The organism is Photobacterium obscurum, from assembly GCF_026191635.1.
Taxonomy (GTDB): domain Bacteria; phylum Pseudomonadota; class Gammaproteobacteria; order Enterobacterales; family Vibrionaceae; genus Photobacterium; species Photobacterium obscurum.
In genome coordinates this window covers 153,002-169,481 of sequence record NZ_JAKRRW010000005.1, presented here as the reverse complement: position 1 = coordinate 169,481, position 16,480 = coordinate 153,002, and the positions used below count along the sequence as shown (strand labels likewise).

Genomic DNA, 16,480 nt, shown 5'->3' with positions numbered 1-16,480 from the left:
ACAAGAAATAGCCTCGGTGGAAACTGGGGCTGTTTGTTTTTTAAACGAACGTTTTAATTGTGCTTCAACTGTCTGTTTTTTTTGAACCTTCTCCCATTTTTTGTCAAAAATAACTGTCACACTCTTTCATAGATTGCAGTTGAATAATGTCTATGAACCATCATAAAAACAAATCTTTCCCATGTGATAAATGTGGCTTGTGTTGCCGGAATATCAGAGGCCATGAGCTCTACCTGCATTTAGATCGGGGCGATGGCGTTTGTTGTCACTTTGATGAAAATAATAACCTTTGTGCTATTTATGATGAGCGTCCCGATATCTGCAATATCGATACGATGTATCGCAAGTTCTTTAGTCAATCCATGACTCTTCCTGAATATTACGTTTTGAATATTGAAGCCTGTAAAAAGCTCCAAGGCATTGAACAATAGGTATCCCTCATGTTTATACAAAATCTAAATACAAAGCAGCAAAAAGTTTTTTTGGCATTGGCCAATGATTTGATTAAGGCGGATGGCGTCCTTGAGCAGCAAGAACTGGATTTGCTGGCAGTATTAAAAGCTCAAGCAGAAAATGGAATTGAAGCTGAAGGCTATGAGTTAAGTGCTCTGGCAACAATTTTTGATTCTCGCAAAGCAAGATACTCAGTGATGTTCGAACTCATTGGCCTAGGGCATGCAGATGAAGATTTCGACCCGGCAGAGCAGAAATTTGTGCTCGATGTTGCCGAAGTGCTGGGCTTTAGCCAACAAGATGTAGATGAAGTTGAGTTTTGGGTGACAAGGCAGATGTCATTGGTTGCTGAAGCTTCGATGATGATGGAGGGGTAATTATGCCTATTCCATTTATTCTTGCTGGTGCGGCGATTGCTGCTGGTGCGTATGGTGTGAAGAAAGGGGTTGATGCCAAAGAAGATTTTGAACTGGCAAAAACAATCAATGCCCGAGCGAAAAAGAAAGTCGATGCTGCCGATGAGCTGTTGGAAAAGGCCCGTAAACAGACTCAGAATAAGCTCGAAACCTATGGCAAAAGAAAGGTCAATGCGATTGATGTTGGCCTAAAGGCCTGGAAAGCTGAATTTGATAGCTTCAAGAATGTCGATTTATCCAAGGTCGAAGCAGCTGATGTTGGGAGCGTCGATATTTCGAAGACCATCCTTACCCTTAACAGGCTGCAAGTTTCACTAACCGAGTGTGGCCTGGGTGGTGGGGCGGCTGTCAGTAGCGGTGCTATCGCAGGTTTTGCGGCTTATGGTGGTGTGCAGGCACTGGCTGCGGCATCTACCGGGACGGCGATCAGTAGCCTGAGTGGGGCGGCGGCGACAAACGCAACATTGGCCTGGCTTGGCGGCGGTGCCCTGGGTACCAGTTCTACAGCCTTTGGTATGGCGGGTGGTACCGCTGTACTGGGTGGTGTTGTGGCTGGACCTATTTTGGCTGTTGGGGGCATGATGCTGGCTTCGAAAGCAGAAGAAGCCTATGAGCAGGCCCGCGCTAATGAAAGAAAGGCCGAAGCCTATGAGAAGCAAAAGAAGGCAGCCAGTGCTGCTACCAACCGGATTTATAAAGCTGCCAGTGACCTAGATCTATTGTTGGTAAAACTGACTCGTCTTCTGGGGGGCTTTACTATCGAGCTGTCTAAGATTGCGTACAGAGAAACGGATTACCGGAAACTAACCAAAGATGAGCAGGTTAAATTAGCGCACAGCGCGCTGATGGCGAAGTTGGTTGTTGGGGTTATCGAGTGTCCATTATTGCTGGAAGACGGCTCAGTCTCTGTTAAAGGTAAAGCCCTAATCGAAGATACCAACGCAGTATTGGAAAAAATCAATTCTATCTAATGTGAAGGAGCCTATGGCTCCTTTCTTTTAACGCTATTTTTATGAATCAATCTAATATTTTTGTAAATGATGTCATTACTGAGTTCTGTAATGACATTTCTGGTCGTTTAAATATTGACTTAGGATGGGCTGTAAAGGAAAGAGCGGAAAATATAGCCAAGGCGACAGATCAGTATGTTGAAGGACTTGCTGACGTTAACTATCGAAAGGATGGCGAGCGAAACAATAACCCCAACCGGTTTGGTAACCAGTTTGAAGAGAGGGATGTAGCCTTAAGGAATATTGATGAGGCGATAAAGGGATCAGGAAAGCAGTTCACGACAACCGACAAGCTTTACAATGACAAGATGAATGGACAGAAAATGTCCAAGAGTAAATCTGACGCCGCGACATACAACGATGATTCTACTGATGTCATTGCTCATCAGAGGGGGAGAGTGCTCAAGGGGGAAAACCGTCAGCACAAGGTTATACAGAATTCGGCTGATTTGGCAGTTGATCGGTATTTGGAAAATAATCAGTATCTCACTGTTCCGCAGGAAGATATCGAAAAGCACCGGAGCTACTGGGAAAAGCAGAAAGCGCAAGGTGACGCGAAGGCGGAGTCTGTTTTGCAGAAGCTTGAAGTCGCCGTGTCTTCTAAATCTGCAGTCACGCTCGAAGGTGGTTTGGTTGAAGCTTGCATCAATGCGACAACTGCCGATTCTGCTGAAGCAAAAAAAAAATTACGGCGATTGGCTGATCATAAATTAGAGCTTGAAGCGAAAACTATGCAAGTTGCGTCGCATGCATCGGTGTCAGCGGTAAATGTTGCGAAAAATGCGAGTGGAAAGTTTGTTTCATATCTTGCTGGAAGGGTCATTCAAGAGATATATGAAGCCTGGAACAGTAATGATCAAAAGAGTATTACTGAAAGCCTGTCGTCAATATTTAATGATGCAAAGGCCCGCTTTAAAGAGGAGTTCAAAACCTCAGGCCTTACTGAGATAAGATCGAAAGCCTCTGAATTTTTCAAGAATATCATCTTTTCTTTTTTTAAAGATTTAAGAGGTGCTTTTAAGAAAGGTGGAAAATATCTTTCTATTTTGGTCAAGGAAGTGTGGTCCTTTATAAAGGGAGAAACGCGTTCGTTTTCATCGGTCATCATTAATATTTCAAAGGCTCTAGTGGGTTTGGCTGTGATTGGCGTTTGTTCTACATTCAATACCTACCTCAAGTCACTCGGGCTACCCGATTATATTTGCATTGTGTTAACGGCATTTGTATCTGCGGTGTTGACGGTTACCTTGCTAAAACTGATTGACCAAACGGCTAAGGTGGTGATTAGTATTTTGGCAGCCGCTGAAGCTGCAAAACTAAAAAGGCAAGAGATTGAAGCAATCTGTGAACAGGCATTTCCGCTGATTGATCAGCAAACGATAGAGTATGAGAATTTGGTGCTGAAAGAAATCGAGGAGCGTCAGGAAACATTTAACTCCAGTTTTGCGGATATTCAAAACTCGGTGGATAGTGAATCAATCAGTGTGATTTCGTCAGCGTATAGCGGCCTGTATCAATACTTTAATATTGAGTTGCCGTTTACCAATGAAGAAGAGTTTGACGCTTTCATGCTCGGCGATGAGGATTTTGTTCTGTAGTTAACTTGAAGCAGGTGCTGGGTATCAATCTACTTTAATAGAGAGGTTGGTATCTATTTCCCCTTCGGCACCTACTTTTTTGCTTTATTTATATTCGGCTAGGGTGCTCGCGATAAAATTTAGGCACTATGGTGGTGCGAGGTTCATTGGTATGCACCAAATAAGCGCACAATATCCCTATCTCTAAGGCTTGCTTGGAGTGCTTGGGCTTTCTAGTTGTCGTTGTTATGCACAAAATTCGTGCGTCAGTATTACTATTAATCTAATTAAAAACATTAGCTTATAATCAGTGCCGTATCGCTATTCCAATTCGGTTCCCTAATATGGTTCGCTCTGGCACAGAACCTGCTCTGTTCTTGGTGCAAACATGATTAATCAACAAGGATGTGGGGACGTTTGTGGACAACATCAACAACGCTGTAGAAATATTGATCCAAAGTTCTAATACGTTATTTATTCTGATGGGGGCGATCATGGTTCTGGCCATGCACGCCGGTTTTGCCTTCTTGGAAGTCGGCACCGTCAGGCAGAAAAACCAGGTGAACGCATTAGTTAAAATCATTGCTGATTTTGGCTTTTCCGCGATAGCCTATTTTTTCATCGGCTACTGGGTTGCTTATGACATTACCTTCTTGTCCAGTGCCGAGCAGCTCAGTGCCAGTAATGGTTATGAACTGGTGAAGTTCTTTTTTCTTATGACCTTTGCAGCGGCGATCCCGGCGATTATATCGGGCGGTATTGCTGAACGTGCACGTTTCTATCCGATGCTGGTCGGCTCCTTTTTTATTGTCGGCTTGGTCTATCCGTTCTTTGAAGGGCTCATCTGGAACGGAAATTACGGCTTTCAGGACTGGCTGACAGCAACATTTGGTGCCGCTTTCCATGACTTTGCCGGCTCGGTGGTCGTCCATGCCGTCGGTGGCTGGATCGCTTTGGTTGCGGTGGCTATGCTGGGTATTCGAAATGGTCGTTATCGTGGTGGCCGTCTCGTTGCTTTTGCACCATCCAATATTCCCTTGCTGGCCTTGGGGGCATGGATCCTGACGATTGGCTGGTTTGGCTTTAACGTGATGTCGGCGCAAACCATGGAGGGTATCAGCGGCCTGGTTGCGGTGAATACCTTGATGGCGATGGTCGGCGGGATCATTACGTCACTCTTTGTCGGCAAGAATGACCCCGGTTTTATTCATAACGGCCCGCTAGCAGGCTTAGTTGCCGTTTGTGCTGGTTCCGATCTTATGCACCCTGTCGGTGCCCTCGTTACAGGAGCTATTGCGGGAGCCCTGTTTGTTTGGTTATTTACCTATATTCAGAATAAATTGCATCTTGATGATGTGCTGGGTGTATGGCCATTGCATGGCGTATGCGGAGCGTGGGGTGGTATTGCTGCTGGCATCTTCGGCAGCGAGGCGTTTGGCGGGCTCGGTGGAGTGAGTTTGGCGAGCCAGTTCATTGGCACTATTGTCGGCATTGTAGTGGCAGTTGCCGGCTCGGCGATAATTTATGGCCTGATTAAGAAGACGGTCGGTTTACGTTTGACCGCTGAAGAAGAATACAACGGCGCTGATCTATCTATCCATAGAATTGGTGCGATTAACGAGGACTAACCGTTATTCCGTAATCTTCTGGATACAATGAAAAGGTGGTGCATTTGTTGCCTTTTTTGTCGGCGATGTGCGGGGTAAATCTACAAAGCTGGCCAACCTATTGAGAGTGGTATACTTTTTTGACTTACCGCTAACTTGGCGATGACGCTGCGCAGACATAGCCCTGTCTATAATTGCTCTGTGTTTGAGACTAAGGAGTTATCATGAACAAAACACTACTTGCACTGGTTTTGGCTGGTTTAGTTATAGCGGGATGTGATCAAAAAGCCACTCCAGATACCGCGCCGCAAGAGCAGACTGATAATACGGTGGTAACAGAAGCCCAAGTACCTGGTGAACAGGTTCTTTCAGCCGATATGGCACATAATGCCCGCAACTCCCTGGACTGGAACGGTACATACCGAGGTATTTTACCGTGTGCTGATTGCGAAGGGATCGAAACCACGCTGGAGATTAACCTCGATGGTACTTTTGTTCTGACAGAGACTTACTTGGGGAAAGAAAAGGGCCAATTTTCTCATCAGGGTAAATTCAACTGGAATACAGCCGGTAATACGATAGCCGTGCCCAATGACAATGAAGATGTGGCGCAGTATTTTGTCGCTGAAAACCAATTGTTCCGGTTGGATCGTGATGGTCAGCGGATCACCGGTGATCTGGCAGATAAATACGTGTTGAAGAAACAGTAGGTACGGTTCGAGTTTACTATTTTAATCCAAAGGTTGATAAAAGGAGCGTCCTCACTTGAGGCCGCTCTTTTGGGTTTGAGTTACTGCTTTGATTCGGTCTGTGATGCTCTGCTCGGCGCCATCAAGCCACTGGTAGCGTTTTGTATATAGACGGCGCTTTGTTTTCTTCAGGGTTGCCGGATCTTTCCTTGCCGGATTTATTGGCAGCTGATAGAAATATTTGTTGATCTTTGTCGCGCCGTATTCACTCCATAAATCGTCGTAGTCGAACGTAATTGAGTTTCTTTTGGAACCTATGTATCGAAGAGCCTGATAGATGTGTCCTTTGTTAGAGATGGCGTATATCTCATCTATTTCTAATACCCTTGCCATGATTAGAGTCAACTCTGTCATTAGTGCCTTGGTTCGCAGGCCATGGATAGAGCGCGTGAGTGTCTTGATAACCTGCTGGCGGTCTGAAATGCTTTCGCTTGGTCCCTGAAGGGCGCCAATGTAGAGTTCTTTCTTTTTGCCGGCAGAGATGTGACAGGTCAGCGAGTATATGTTCCGGTTTTGGTCGTCTATCAGTTTCAGTCCAAGTGAACCTTCACGGCTTTCGCCCCGGAAAAGTTGAACTTTGTATGTTTTCTTCTGTGAGTCTTGAAACTCGAAGATTGTTAGGCCGAACGGAGAAAAGATGGTTGATGTATGGTGGCCAAAGGTATCTTTAAGGAAGAGGAAATGATTGCAAATATGTTCAAGCTTTTCTTCTTTTTTCCAGTTAACGCACAGGTAGGGCTTAAGTGGCTTTTCGATAATATTAGGGTTTTGCTTGATTATCGGTAACAACACTGGGTCGGAAAAGATGTTTGTTATTGCCTTTATGGCTTTCGCATTAACGATTCCCCACATACAGAAACGGGCATTCTTTTTTATTTTTCTAAACCCTTTGGAGTTTGGATAAATGGTATTGGCTAATGCTGGTAGGGCACGAATGTAATCTGAGTGGGTTGTTGTTGAATTCAAAGCACAAACTCTAATTGGTAAATACATACCGTATTATACACTGTGCAATTGTTGTTTATGACAGCCATACAATGTACGTGATTGTATGGCTGCTATCTTAAGATAAATTCAATCAGACATGGTTAGTAATACTATTGTTGCTTTTTGTGATAATAAATATGAGTGGTAAAATAAGTAGTTTGGAAAGAAGTGAACGCTATATAAAGAGGATTTATTCTATTTTCTGAAATAATATCTGTGTTGATCTCACACTTGATTCAATAAATTTGATCTCCAATCAAAACTTGGTTTTTTTATTAGTTGCAGGTTAGATTTTTATATTCATTCTAGTCTCTAATGTATGCAACGTCGCTCTCCACCCTCTAGAAAATACCAACATCTTGTGAATAAACTCGCTTGTAGGTGAATATGCGTGCACTTGAATAAAATAACTGCCGCGTTATAGCGTGAGGGCTTTCACAATGTCACTACCTGTATTCCTTTAGCCTTGCCGATGTATTCATTACTCATCAATGAGATACGGTCATAAAAACAATAAGGAAAACGTTATGAAAGGTATTGGTACGATGCGTCTGTCCCCCTTGGCGATTGCGGTATTTGCACTAACAACGCTGGCGGGCTGTAATGATGAAACAACCCATATAGATAAATCCACGAGTGTAATAGAGCAGCCGAAGGAAAAGTCGGATGCCGCGGCTGAAATGCGAACAGTTTTTTCTGACTATCAAAGTGCGATGGATACGTTAGATAGCACAACATTCGGTCAGATCACCGATCAGATGGCATCCTCGCGTCAGTCTGTCGATCGACTGTATCTGGATAAGCTTGAAGCGATTGATCGCGGTGCGTTAACGGATGAAGATAAGATTTATTACGATACATTCCAGTTTGATCGCAATATTGCTATTCGCGGTACATCATTGCCCAATACCCGTTTCGGTAACTTTGCCATTCCGATTACCCATTTTTACAACTATATTGAGTGGAATGCCGGGTGGGCGGGAACAACGCAAGATAGCCCAGAAAAATACCAAAGCCATGTTCAGGTCGTGCGCGAATTTACTGCCTGGGTGAATAACCTGCACTCTCAATATGCGATGGGGCAGATTGAGCGCTCACAATTGCCGAAAGTGTTGACGGAGCGCCTGATTCAGAGCACAGAAGCGACCGTATCCAAAGATAGCTATGCGATGCTGAAGGCTGGTATTACAGATATTCAAAATCACAGTGACGACTACGACATAGCGTTTATCAAGGAATACCAGCGTGCTGTTGATGATGCGGTTGCGGCAACGAGTGGTCTTGTTGCCTATCTGAAAGACGACTATATGGCTGCCGCACGCGGCACTGGCGAGACCGGCAGCCTGACCGATACCAATATCGGCTGGGGGGATCTGCCTAACGGCCAGGCTTGGTATCAGTGGCATCTGGATAGAAACAGTACCACTGGTAAGCCCGCGATGGAGCTCAGCCAGCTTGGCGAAGACCTGGTTGCCGATGCTAAAGCAGAAATGATACGTGTCGCCAAACTGATTGTGGAAAACCATGGCAAAGATATTACAGCAGATTGGCGAGATAGTGAGGGTAACGTTGTCAGCCGAACTTTCCATGTCGAAGATGCCGAAGGCAATATCAATCTTGCCGAGTTTTTTGCTTACCTGAACAGCGAGAAGTTCTTCTATGGCCGTGATGGCCGGTCGATTGCAGATACCCCGTATGCCGATACCTGTACCTCGGCTTCGGTACCGACAGCTTGTGAAGCCGCGCTGGTGGACTATTACAAGTTTAAGAACGATGCCAATGATGTTGTGGCCAAGTACTTCAAGCCAATCAAAACGGACTACAGCATCGTGCCTGTTCCGGCAAGTCGTGAGTTGTATGACGGGGTTGCCTCCTACGGTGGCAATGAATTTAACTTAAATACTAACCCGGACTACAGCCTGCAGAAGTGGAATGTCTCTACCTTGTTGTTGCATGAGGCAGCGCCAGGACATCACTTCCAAAATGCCTATTCGATTGAGTACCCGCCAGCCAATAAGCCTGATTATATCAAGAAGGTCAGGTATACCGCTTATGCCGAAGGCTGGGCGCTGTATACCGAATGGCTGGGTATGGAGATGAATATCTACGGTGAACTGGATAAAAATGGCAAACCGACCTTCACTAACGCAACCGGTATGTGTAAAACCGATCTGGATTATACCCAGTTCCAGGGCGGTATTTATAAAGATGCCGAAGAGTGTAATGCCTTGCAGTATTTCGGTAGCCTGAACGAGGCGCAGCTGCGTAATATGCGCTTGGCCGTCGATACCGGTATCCATGCTAAGGGCTGGAGTATCCAGGAGGCGCGTGATTACATGAGTGCAAACTCGGCGCTGGGTGAAGGTGATATCGAGTCGGAAAGCTTCCGTTATGCTGCGTATGTCGGTCAGGCTGTTTCTTATAAATCGGGTTATCTGGTGATCAAGGAAATGATGACAAAAGCACAGTCGGAACTCGGTAACGAGTTTGACTGGGCTGAGTTCCATGATCAACTTCTCAAGTATGGTGCTCAGCCAATGGAAGTGGTTCAGACCAGTATCGAGAACTGGATCAAGTCCAAAGGCTAACCTCTTTAATCGCTGACTAAGCCGCTGGGTTCCGAAAGGATCCGGCGGTTTTTTTCATCTGTACCTTTCGGTTTAATCCCTTAAAATTACTTGCAACGATCCGATCTGACTACAGAGCAACAGAAAGTCCATGAAAATTGATCTATCCAAGATGGTAACGGAAAGCCGTAACGAGGCGAGCCAATATATTGATACCTTATCGACGCTGGATATGCTGAAGGTTATCAATGATGAAGACAAGAAAGTGGCGCTGGCGGTTGAACAGGCATTGCCGGAAATTGCTCAGGCTGTTGATGTTATTGCTGAGGCATTCCGCCGGGGGGGACGCCTGATCTATAGCGGTGCTGGAACTTCCGGTCGGTTGGGAATTCTTGATGCAAGTGAGTGCCCGCCAACTTATGGTAGCAAGCCTGAACAAGTAGTGGGGCTGATTGCTGGTGGTCATCGGGCGATTCTCAAAGCGGTAGAAAATGCCGAGGATAATCGCGAGTTGGGGGCAGACGATCTCAGGGCATTGCACTTCAATCAAGGCGATGTCTTGGTTGGTATTGCCGCCAGCGGCCGGACACCCTATGTACTGGGGGCAATGGCCTATGCCAAGTCTGTCGGCGCGACCGTTGCCTGCATCAGTTGTAACCCGCAGAGCGCGATGACCGAGGCGGCGGATATCAGTATTACCCCGGTGGTGGGCCCCGAAGTAGTGACAGGTTCATCCCGAATGAAAGCGGGAACTGCCCAGAAGCTGGTGCTGAATATGCTGACGACCGGTGCGATGATCCGTACAGGCAAAGTCTACGGCAATTTGATGGTCGATGTGGAAGCGACTAATGCCAAACTGGTCGAGCGGCAGAAGAACATTGTTATTGCGGCGACGGAATGCAGTCGCGAACAGGCCGAGGCGGCACTGGCTGCCTGTGACGGTCACTGCAAAACAGCAATCGTAATGATTTTGGCTGGCTTGTCTGCCGAAGATGCCCGTGAGGTACTTGAACAGAACCAAGGCGTCACTCGTCAGGCAATAAGTGCGGTGAAATAAGCAAGATTAGCCGTGTATCAGTGCTAACTGTTTTTGCCTGGCGAGAAGCTACTAATACCGCTGGGCAGAAACAGTATTGATACCTGCGTGTTGGTAGGGCACCGCCTCAACTTAGCTTGCGGGTGGTTTATAAACGATTATTTCATTAATAGCTTCAATGTTTGGGTCTGCCCATGTTGCCAAATGAATAATCACAAACCCCATTCGGAAAAGTTTGCTTTAATGCGCTCCCTTTAGCAGACAAATTCAAATTGCCATACATGCTATTTCTTTGAAAATGACTTCTGGCTGCTTGAACCCTAAACACTTTTGTGACCGATAATTTATCTTAGATTGTGCAAATAGAATATTCTCATCAGTAATCATTCTTAAGTCTGTGCCTTTATTTACGTACCGCCTCATACATATTCCTTATATGGCATAAGCAAATCTACCGCCACTTGGTTGACCTCTTCTGAGGATTTTGAAGGCACTTTTACGACCAAATAAATATGACTTTTACGCTCCAGTATCGAGGCTACATCGCCAGTGGCATGCTTACCTAAAACCGTGAATGTGGCAAGCTTGATGAGGAATAAAATGTTATTGCTGACGGATACAAGGCTTTGAGGACAAATAGGCGAGAATCGTTGTCTGATAAACGGATGAGGATAGTCAGCCCTGTTACGGTTAAATACCCTATAGTTTTTCTGTCGTTAAATGGTAAATTTTCTGTCGGCTAGCGATGTATATTATTACTCGAGAGTCAGGTTGTTTATCAGGGTATCTGTTGATTTTTAGGTATTAAATGTACTGGTGTATACCTGTCGGTTCGCGAACAAAACAACTCTACGAGACTAGACATGACAGAAAATACACAAAAACAAGAAACTAAGGAACTAGGTCAGAAAAAGGGAAATAAGGTTAAAACGACGACAAATACATTGTTAGCGCTTACGGCTTTATCCATTTTGACTTGTATTTTTGCAGATAGAATTGTGCCAACAACCGATAATGTACGTGTAGAAGGTAATGTAATTTCATTAATTCCACAAGTGTCAGGTCAAGTCTCGAGTATTCAAGTACAAGCTAACAGTGAAGTTAAAAAAGGGGATGCCTTAGTACAGATCACCCCAATCGATTATCAAATTGCCGTTAAGAAAGCTGAGACAAAGCTTGAGATGGCTGGTCAACAAGTTGGTGCACAAATGGCGGGTGTGCTTTCTGCACAAGCTCAATTAACCAATGCACTCGTTTCGCAGGAAAATGCAAAACGACAAGGACAGCGTGTTCTGGCTATGGCTGAAAAAGGTGTCGTTTCTAAATCTGATGCGGATAAAACACGTGCTGCTCTTGATAAAGCGGATGCTGATGTTTTGAACGCAAAAGCGAATCTGGAAAAAGCACAAACTCAAGTTGGTGCGGCAGGTGAGGATAATGCGCAGATCCAGGCAGCGTTGCTAGAACTCCAACAAGCTCAATTAAATCTTGAGCGTACCATGTTACGTGCACCATCTGATGGTGCAGTAACCAACTTTAACTTATCTGAAGGTGCTTATGCTTCTGCTGGCAGCCCGTTGATGACGTTTGTAGAAAAAAATGGATTTTGGATCGAAGCATTCTTTCGTGAAAACAGCATGGGGCACATCAAGCCTGGCGACAAAGTCGAAGTCGCTTTGGACTATGCACCAGGTGAAACCTTCGAGGGAACAATTAGTTCTGTTGACCTTGGTGTAGCTTGGGGGACGAACAATCAGCCTGGTACATTGGCTAGTGTTAAGAACCAAAATGGATGGTTACGTGATACTCAGCGTATGCCTGTATCTATCAAGCTTGAAAACGAAGAAGCGATGCAAATGATGCGGATCGGTGGTCAGGCAGATGTGATTGTGTATACCGGAGACAATACGCTGTTCAATCTGCTTGGTAAAGCTTGGATTAACTTAGTAAGCTGGTTCTCTTATGTTCGATGATCTAGATAAAGCGCAGGAAAGACGCATCCTGCGCTACACAATAACGGTTGGCTTTTCGGTATTTTTAGCCGTGTGGTTTAACTGGCCTCTCGCATTTTGTGCCCCTTTATTCACTGCAAAATTTATTGTCGACAAGCCGAGTTTTCATATTTTGCATGTAAAGCAACTCGGTTTCGCTTTAGTTTCTACCGCAGTGATTGGTATTCTTGTATCTACAGGGATACCGGAATACAAGTTTGCTTTTTTAACTCTGTTTTCATTGGGTTTATTGTGGGGCTATTACTTGTTTACAGACCCTAAGTGGGTCATGTTTGCTACATTTTTGATTATTCAATTAGTACTGGTACCAGCGATAACAATAATCGATCAAAAAGCTGCGCTAGATGTTGCGGCTGGGTTGGCGTTCTCTGGTGTGTTGGCAGTAGCACTATACGCAATATCTCATGTTTACTTCCCAGAAGATAATGACGCTGAGTTTGAAGGATTTCCTCCTTCTCCTTTACCTTGTGAGGTGAGGTGGGCTGCAGCAGTGCGAGCTTGGATGATTTCTTTTCCATTAGTTTGTTTATTCTTTTTCTTTCAACTGTCGCAGGTCTTGCTTACGGTGGCTTTCGTTGCACTGTTGTCATTCATGACTACTGGAGAAAAGGCAACTAAAACATCAATGTTTTTTGTTCTGAGCAATGTTGTTGGTGGTCTCGTTGCTTTCTGCGCATTTTTTGTTATCTCGTTAGTGCCTAACATGTATATTTATATGCTGGTGACACTTTTGGTGATTGTCGTATTTGGTACGAAAATATACACAGACCCAGCAAAAGCCCCAATATATTCTACAGCATTTACGGGATTTACTGTACTTATGGGTACATCCATGAGTACAGGCGCGCTAGATGACAAGTTCTTTATACGTATTTTCCAACTTCTGCTGGTTATTGTCTATCTTGTTTTCATGGCTTACTTTTTTGAGGGGCGAGAGGTAAAAGCAGCACAATAAAAAACCTTTACCATCGGAGTTGACCGCCATATTATCAGTCAATCTCGATGTGTCTTTTATACTTGTCATCAATAGGCAATCATTCCAACCTGTGTTTGATATCCTAACTTATACCTAAGTAACGTTTAGGTTGTCTTGCGGCTTTTAAATTCGTTTACTAGTCCAAAGCTTTTACTTTCTGTTGATTTTGACGCAATGACAAAACTCGGAAGGGCGCCCTTTGAGGTCTTTTGAGGGCAAAAAATATTGCTAGAACCCGAACCTTAGGGAGCTTCCTGCTATCTTCTATAAAACCAACCACTTCAGTGACACGTTACGCATATATCTAGCTTATGAGCAATTTGTTTTTGGCGGGTTTGTCTGTTGAAGGTGCCTGTGAGGTACTTGAGAAGCCGCTAATATCGTTGGGCAGAAACAGTATTGATACTTGGCTGTCTATTGGTCACCGCCTTAACTCTGCTTAGCTTGTATGATAGTTCAGAAACGATCTTTTTCGTTAATGGCTTAAATGCTTTGGTTTGCCCATATCGCCAAGCGTATAGTCACAAACACCATCTGGAAAGGTTTGCTTTAATGCGCTTACTTTTGCAGACAGATCCAAATCGCCATATATGCCATTTTCAATGGCAGTGTCGATAGGAATGGTGTGACACTTAAATATACTTCCTTGCCAGGGAGCTCCTGCTTTTATTCGACTATTGCTATAGATAGGGAAAAGCTTAGTACAAGCGCCACTTGGCTGTTGATTCCAATCACCATTAAAAACATCTTTGCCAGAAGCGATGATGTTACCTTTTTCGGCAAAGCAGGCGTCTTTGGCCATGATGGGCTTAGCCATTTGTACTTTTTGTTGATAAGACAATTGGTCGGGCAGTAGGTTTATGGCCATCAGCCATTTATCCATAACATCATAGGCTTTTTCAATTGGAGAATATTCCTTATCTGAAATCCATATCACATGGTTTTGAGTATGTTTTTGCGAGTTAAGGATCCGTAAGCGGCTGGCAAAAGAGGCTGAGGTATGATGCATATTTAAATCGTCTTCAAGGTAATTGCGAATATCAATGATGGGTAAGGAAATACGGCCAATAAACACCTGACCATATTCATAGGCCTTGTTAATCGCTGTTAATGATGCCGATTGTCGTTTCGCCGAGACGGTGTCGACTTTGGTAATATTATGATTTCCCCATAGCGATAACCAAATTGGCGGAGTATTTGCGCTAAGGCTGATTATTCGTTCTGCCTTCATTTCGTTGAGAGGCTTCCATGAGCCAATCTTTCTATTTAAATCAATAAACTCATCAAATGTAATATGGTTGTTGAGCAGCGCTTGCAGACCATATTGAACCCCTACATTATCCCAGGTTGATAAGCCAAAGCCGTGTTCGTCCTGGCCAAATATATGCACCATATCCTGCCAATAATTCCAGTTGACTTGCTTAACAACAGAATCATGAAAGTAGGGTTTGAGAAAGCCTTCTTTAGGGTTGTTAAGGTAACTGCTTAAGCCAAAATAGCCGTTGATACACTCATTATTACCCCGTGGGAATTCTGGTTTTTGCCAACGTAATAACTGATTTAGCGGTTGCAACCAACCGGCTTTTTGTTTCGCGCCATTAATGGCCCGTAGGCCCTCTACATGCTGTCTATTTTGCCAGTCTTGCCACCTGGCTCTATCGTTGGCTAGAAAGCTGAAGTAGTTATTAAATAAGTCACAATCTAAGGCGTAGGTAGCGACACTTACCATGTCTGGATAAGAATACAAAGGCAGTAAGCCGTCTAATATATCCTGGCTATTTTGGCCGATAAGGTATTGCGATAGGCCACCGCCTGAACCGCCGATTCCGACTGTATACAAAGGTTTGCCAAATAAGCTGACAAATTGCGCCTTTACCCGTCTGGCGGTATCTTCAGCCAGCAGCATATTATATCCATAACTGGTTTTATTGCCGCTGGAGGTGATTAAGGCGTAACCTTTTTTCAATTGGGAAAGCTCTTTATTAATTAATCTGAATAGATTAATTCGACCTTGTCTGTAACCTATGCCCGACCCTCCTTCAAACCGATAAATCAAACGTTTATTCCAGGCATTGGCGCTGCTTTGATTACCGACCTCTTCCACTTGAATAGGCATCAAAATGGTATAGATATAACGGTTGATGGTGCCTTGTTCCACCCTAATTAATAGGTCGTCTTTGTTTAGCGATAATTGCTTTAGTTCAAACTCTGTTTTGCTATGTAAATTATTGTCTGTATCGACCACGACATAGGTGAGGCGGGTTTTTAATGAACAATCTTTAGAATAACCAAGGTGTCTTTTGCCGGTAACCATGTCATAAATGGGAACCCCAAAGCCGGCTTGGTTATCTATGAGGGGCTGGCCTAAACCTGAGTCTAAGGTCATGCAATAAAAGGGGTATTGATTGGGGCCGGAATAAAGGGATGACACCGGTCCAACGCCCCCCACTTTAATGGGAAACGGAAAAGTCTCTTCAGGCCGTTGGGTTTTGCTAATGTGCTGGTTAATCTCTAGCAGATAATTAGCTTCAGGAGTGGCGATGGCTTTTACTTGCCTGGCAACTAAACTGTCCTGATCAGTCATCTGGCCTAGGGTGATAAATAACAGTAAGAAGCCAACCAGCCCAAACATTACTTTTCTCATAGCATCATTCAATCTTTCCGAACTATATCTATGAGTTTAGCTTCGCAATACCGGAACTTATTTAGATGTAACGAGAACCAGAGTTGATGCCATGTATGCTAGTGCGTATCAATGGAGGGGGATCTTGCTTTTGTTTCATTGCCTACAGGAAGTGAAATGTTGCCGTTAGAGAGACCATATTAATATCATCATCTCCGACAGCATAACTCATGTATTCAGCACCTAACGCTAAAGGGCCAAAGACCTGATAGTCTGCGCCTACTCCCCGCACCGAGTTTGAAAGGTCGCTCAGGAGTTTTTTTGCAAAAAAAACCGAGCATCCAGCCCGGTAAAAATATATTAAATTTAAGCAGCGGTTTTGCATGAAACCGTTAGTCATTATCATAACTTTAAATACTGAAGCCTTGCTGAATACCAGAGGTCTTCTTGTTGGCCTAAAATTACAG

Annotated in this window: 12 protein-coding genes and 1 pseudogene; 10 read left to right on the top strand and 3 right to left on the bottom strand. The window is 44.4% G+C overall.

What is annotated here, in order from left to right:
• Nucleotides 1-146 precede the first annotated feature (146 nt).
• The 6 genes from MD588_RS26115 to MD588_RS08755 all read left to right on the top strand — a co-directional run bounded on the left by MD588_RS26115 (nt 147) and on the right by MD588_RS08755 (nt 5,773).
• Entirely contained in the window at nt 147-431 is a 285-nt protein-coding gene (locus MD588_RS26115) for a YkgJ family cysteine cluster protein (RefSeq protein WP_407676559.1), read from the top strand.
• 9 nt (nt 432-440) lie between these two features.
• Nucleotides 441-830, top strand: coding sequence for a TerB family tellurite resistance protein (locus MD588_RS08775; RefSeq protein ID WP_265696724.1), 390 nt, complete (start codon nt 441-443; stop codon nt 828-830).
• A gap of 2 nt (nt 831-832) precedes the next feature.
• The gene (locus MD588_RS08770; RefSeq protein WP_265696723.1) at nt 833-1,840 is read left to right on the top strand and encodes a hypothetical protein; all 1,008 of its coding nucleotides are present in this window, start codon (nt 833-835) and stop codon (nt 1,838-1,840) included.
• A 41-nt stretch (nt 1,841-1,881) separates the two neighbouring features.
• Nucleotides 1,882-3,477, top strand: coding sequence for a hypothetical protein (locus tag MD588_RS08765; protein WP_265696721.1), 1,596 nt, complete (start codon nt 1,882-1,884; stop codon nt 3,475-3,477).
• A 398-nt stretch (nt 3,478-3,875) separates the two neighbouring features.
• A complete protein-coding gene (locus MD588_RS08760) occupies nt 3,876-5,084 on the top strand; it encodes an ammonium transporter (RefSeq protein WP_407676558.1) in 1,209 nt (402 codons plus the stop codon).
• Between the two features lie 203 nt (nt 5,085-5,287).
• Nucleotides 5,288-5,773 carry a copper resistance protein NlpE gene (locus MD588_RS08755; protein ID WP_265696719.1) on the top strand — a complete coding sequence of 162 codons (486 nt, stop codon included), beginning with the start codon at nt 5,288-5,290 and terminating at the stop codon, nt 5,771-5,773.
• Nucleotides 5,774-5,824: 51 nt separating this feature from the next.
• Here MD588_RS08755 and MD588_RS08750 read toward each other — a convergent pair whose 3' ends face one another.
• Nucleotides 5,825-6,778, bottom strand: a complete 954-nt coding sequence (locus MD588_RS08750) for a VirK/YbjX family protein (RefSeq protein ID WP_265696718.1) — start codon at nt 6,776-6,778, stop codon at nt 5,825-5,827.
• A gap of 548 nt (nt 6,779-7,326) precedes the next feature.
• Here MD588_RS08750 and MD588_RS08745 point away from each other — a divergent pair.
• Nucleotides 7,327-9,387 (top strand): DUF885 domain-containing protein, encoded by a 2,061-nt coding sequence (locus MD588_RS08745; RefSeq protein WP_265696717.1) that lies wholly within the window; start codon nt 7,327-7,329, stop codon nt 9,385-9,387.
• A 130-nt stretch (nt 9,388-9,517) separates the two neighbouring features.
• Nucleotides 9,518-10,423: an N-acetylmuramic acid 6-phosphate etherase gene (gene murQ, locus MD588_RS08740; RefSeq protein WP_265696716.1), complete on the top strand. Its 906-nt coding sequence runs from the start codon at nt 9,518-9,520 to the stop codon at nt 10,421-10,423.
• A 246-nt stretch (nt 10,424-10,669) separates the two neighbouring features.
• Here the strand turns inward: murQ and MD588_RS08735 are convergent.
• Nucleotides 10,670-10,974: pseudogene (locus tag MD588_RS08735) on the bottom strand (IS30 family transposase); the annotation flags it as partial.
• Nucleotides 10,975-11,265: 291 nt separating this feature from the next.
• Between MD588_RS08735 and MD588_RS08730 the strand changes: the two are divergent.
• Together MD588_RS08730 and MD588_RS08725 are read left to right on the top strand one after the other, a co-directional pair.
• Entirely contained in the window at nt 11,266-12,375 is a 1,110-nt protein-coding gene (locus tag MD588_RS08730; RefSeq protein WP_265696715.1) for an HlyD family secretion protein, read from the top strand.
• On the top strand, nt 12,365-13,369 hold the full coding sequence (locus tag MD588_RS08725) for a DUF2955 domain-containing protein (RefSeq protein ID WP_265696714.1): 1,005 nt from the start codon (nt 12,365-12,367) through the stop codon (nt 13,367-13,369). Before MD588_RS08730 ends, MD588_RS08725 begins: the two co-directional genes overlap by 11 nt.
• A 496-nt stretch (nt 13,370-13,865) precedes the next feature.
• On the opposite strand, the gene MD588_RS08720 is transcribed toward MD588_RS08725, so the two are convergent.
• Nucleotides 13,866-16,034: a DUF6351 family protein gene (locus tag MD588_RS08720; protein WP_265696713.1), complete on the bottom strand. Its 2,169-nt coding sequence runs from the start codon at nt 16,032-16,034 to the stop codon at nt 13,866-13,868.
• Nucleotides 16,035-16,480 lie beyond the last annotated feature (446 nt).